General features: G+C 69.8%; 3 protein-coding genes. 1 reads left to right on the top strand and 2 read right to left on the bottom strand.

The genetic code is table 11. The annotated features are described in order from the left end of the window. Positions 1-75 precede the first annotated feature (75 nt). Positions 76-780 (bottom strand): 2OG-Fe(II) oxygenase, encoded by a 705-nt coding sequence (locus AC1D2K_RS31570; protein ID WP_478093984.1) that lies wholly within the window; start codon positions 778-780, stop codon positions 76-78. Continuing rightward, complete coding sequence (gene ada / locus AC1D2K_RS31565; RefSeq protein ID WP_478093982.1) at positions 777-1,892, bottom strand: bifunctional DNA-binding transcriptional regulator/O6-methylguanine-DNA methyltransferase Ada; 1,116 nt, start codon at positions 1,890-1,892, stop codon at positions 777-779. Before ada ends, AC1D2K_RS31570 begins: the two co-directional genes overlap by 4 nt. Positions 1,893-2,076: 184 nt before the next feature. Between ada and AC1D2K_RS31560 the strand changes: the two genes are divergently transcribed. After that, the gene (locus AC1D2K_RS31560) at positions 2,077-3,672 is read left to right on the top strand and encodes an OpgD/OpgG family glucan biosynthesis protein (RefSeq protein ID WP_478093980.1); all 1,596 of its coding nucleotides are present in this window, start codon (positions 2,077-2,079) and stop codon (positions 3,670-3,672) included. Positions 3,673-3,837: the final 165 nt, after the last annotated feature.

Here is a 3,837-nt window from a genome sequence, read left to right as displayed (position 1 = left end):
CCGCAGCACCATCGCACCGGGCTCCAGCGGCTCCAGCGTCGGCGCGTCGGGTTCGAACAGGTCCAGGGTCATGGTTCAGGCCGCGTCKTGGAAGATGATACCCAGCGTGTGCCGCCTGCCGGAGCGCACGCGGCTCACGCCGTGCCGCAGGTTCACCCGGTAGACGCCGCGCGTGCCCTGCACCGGCCGCTGGTGCACCGCGATCACCGCCGCGTCGCCCTGGCGCAGCGGCAGCACCATCGGCCGCGACTGCATGCGCGGCCGCTGCTCGGTCATGACGAATTCTCCGCCTGTGAAATCGCGGCCCGGCTCGGACAGGAGGACCACCAGCTGCAGCGGAAAGACCTGCTCGCCGTAGAGGTCCTGGTGCAGGCAGTTGTAGTCCTCCGGCCCGTACTGCAGCAGCAGCGGCGTCGGCCGCGATTGCCCGGCCGCATGGCAGCGCKCGATGAACTCGGCATGCTGCGGCGGATAGCGCACGTCCAGGCCCATCGCCTGGTTCCAGCGGTTGGCGATCGGCGCGAGCTGCGGATAGACCGTTTCACGCAGCCCCGCGACCAGGCCCGGCAAGGGATAGTCGAAATACTTGTACTCGCCGCGCCCGAAGCCATGCCGCTCCATCACGACGCGGCTGCGGAACGGCGCTTGCTCGGCATAGAGCGCGGCCATCGCTGTGCATTGATCCGGCGTCAACAGTCCCGGGATCAGGGCACTGCCCTGCGCGTCGAGATCGACGCCCACCGCCGCCCAATCGACCGTGCTCACCTCACGTGCGCTCATTGGCCAAGCTCCGTGCTGCGGTGCGAGCGGCGCACATGCTCCGCCTCCCGCCGCAGCAGCGCCCCCTTGCGCTCCACGCCCCAGCGGTAGCCCGAGAGGCTGCCGTCGCTGCGCACCACGCGATGGCAGGGGATGGCCACCGCCAGCGCATTGGCGCCACAGGCCTGCGCCACGGCGCGCACCGCCTTCGGCGCGCCGATGCGCTCGGCAATCTCGCTGTAGCTGGCGGTCGCCCCGGTGGGGATTTCGCGCAGCGCCTGCCAGACGCGCAACTGGAAAGCCGTGCCGCGCAGGTCCAGCGGCAGATCGAGGCCGAGGCCCGGCGCCTCGACGAAGCCGACCACCTGGGCGACCAGCGCTTCGAAGCCGGCATCGCCCCCGATCAGGCGGGCCTTCGGGAAGCGGTCCTGCAGATCGCGCGCCAGGGCGTCGGGATCGTCCCCCAGCGCGATCGCGCAGACACCGCGCGCGCTCCGGGCGACCAGGATCGCGCCGAGCGCGCACTCGCCGATGGCGAAGCGGATCTCGGTGTCGGCCCCGCCGTCGCGCCAGGCGGTGGGCGTCATGCCCAGCATCCCGTCGGCGTTCTCGTAGAAGCGCCCGTTGGAGTTGTAGCCGGCGTTGTAGATCGCGCTCGTCACCGTGTCGCTGCGGCCCAGTTCCTCGCGCACGCGGCGGGCGCGATGCGCGGCCGCATAGGCTTTCGGCGTGAGCCCCGTGACCTCCTTGAAGAGGCGGTGCAGGTGCGAGCTGCTGAGACCGGCGCGCTCGGCGAGCGCGTCCAGGGTGGGCGCCGGCTCCGCGCCCTCGATGAACCGGCACAGCTCGGCGATCCGCGCCGCTTCGCGCTCGGCGCGTACCGGCTGGTCGGGCTTGCAGCGCATGCAGGGCCTGAACCCGGCGCGCTCGGCCTCGGCCGCGGTGGCATGGAAGTCCACGTTCTCGGGGCGGGCCGGCCGCGCGGCGCAGGACGGCCGGCAGTACACGCCGGTGGTCCGGACCGAATAGACGAAGCGGCCGTCCGCCGCCGGATCGCGTGCGGCAACCGCCGCCCAGCGCGGATCGCTCGCCGTGGCGAGCGCCCGCATTTCATTGGTGTTGCTCATGTTCATCTGCGTCCTCGTGGTGTTGCGGTGAATCGATGCGTTCACTGTAGGGAACGACGAAAGACAACGCACTCCGTGTCTTGCTTTCGAATTCGCATGTAGGACGACGCCTGCACCACCGGACCTGGATTTTGTTTCAGGGCCCCGGCCTACGGGCTGCCGGCCGCCGCCTCGTTACCATTTGGCCCACATGATCGACCGTCGCTCACTCCTCACCGCCGGTGGCGCCTCGCTGGCGCTCGCCGCCCTCGGACTGCCTGCCGAAGCCCTCGCGGCCAACGGCCTCAAGCTCAGCCAGCCGAGTCCTTTCTCCTTCGAACGCCTGGTCGCCCGGGCGAAGTCGCTGGGCGCCGCGCCCTTCGTCGGCGACACCTCGCTGCCGGCCGACGTGCTGGAGCGGATCGACTACGACGCCCACGGCAAGATCCGGTTCAACACCGACCACGCGCTGTTCCGCGACGGCCCGGGCCCGTTCCCGGTGACCTTCTTCCACCTGGGGCGCTATTTCCAGGTGCCGGTCCACATGTACGTGCTCGAGAACGCGAGCGGCGACGGCTTCGCGCGCGAGATCCTCTACGACCCGGCCTACTTCACGATGCCCGACGACAGCCCGGCCAAGAAGCTGCCCGACGGCGCCGGCTTCGCGGGCTTCCGGCTGCAGGAAAGCCGCCTCGGCGACCAGGCCAGGCTGCCCTGGCAGAAGAACGACTGGGCCGCCTTCCTCGGCGCTTCGTACTTTCGCGCCATCGGCGAGCTCTACCAGTACGRCCTGTCGGCGCGCGGCATCGCGCTGGACGCCGCGATGCCCGATCGGCCGGAGGAGTTCCCGACCTTCACGCGCTTCTACTTCGAGCCGCCGGCCCAGGGCTCGGATGCCATGACGATCTATGCGCTGCTCGAGGGGCCCAGCATCACCGGCGCCTACAAGTTCGTCCTGCAGCGCGGCAAGGGCGTGCTGATGGACATCGAATGCCGCCTGTTCCTGCGCCGCGACGTCGGCCGCTTCGGGCTCGCGCCGCTGACCTCGATGTACTGGTACTCCGAGACCGTGAAGCCCACCGGCATCGACTGGCGGCCCGAAGTGCACGATTCGGACGGCCTGGCGATGTGGAACGGCGCCGGCGAGCGCATCTGGCGGCCGCTCAACAACCCGACCCAGACCCGCGCCTCGTCCTTCAGCGACAACAACCCGAAGGGCTTCGGCCTGCTGCAGCGCGACCGCGGCTTCGACCACTACCAGGACGGCGTCTATTACGAGAAGCGGCCCAGCCTGTGGGTCGAGCCGCTCGGCGCCTGGGGCGAGGGCTCGGTGCAGCTGATCGAAATCCCGACCGACGACGAGATCCACGACAACGTGCTCGCCTGCTGGGTGCCCAAGGCGCCGGCCACGGCGGGCTCGAGCGTGACGCTCAAGTACCGGCTCTACTGGACCGCGGAGGAGCCCTTCCCGTCGCCGCTCGCGCGCTGCGTCGCCACCCGCCTCGGGCGCGGCGGCCAGCCCGGCCAGCCGCGGCCGCCGGGCGTGCGCAAGTTCATGGTCGAGTTCATTGGCAAGCCGCTGGAGTCGCTGCCCTTCGGCGTCAAGCCCGAGCTGGTGCTCACCGCCTCGCGCGGCAAGTTTTCCTACATCTTCGCGGAAGCCGTGCCGAACGGCGTGCCGGGCCACTGGCGCGCGCAATTCGACTTCACGGCCGAAGGCAACGAACCGGTCGACATGCGGCTCTTCCTGAAGAACGGCGACCAGACCCTGTCAGAAACCTGGCTCTACCAGTTCCAACCCTTCTGACGGCGTTGCCTCCCTTCCAGGAATACCGCGGAACCGGCTTCGCCGGGCCGCTGGTATTGCCCCCGGTAGGGGGTGGGCGGGCTACACGCAGTGAGCCCAACCTGGGGGCGAGCTATTTACTTGCTTTTGACTGAGATCAGCTCGATCTCGAAGTTGAGGGTGGCG

The organism is Variovorax sp. P1_H12_2 (assembly GCF_056405335.1).
The sequence above is the reverse complement of the archived record's forward strand: the minus strand, read 5'-3'. Positions and strand labels throughout refer to the sequence as shown.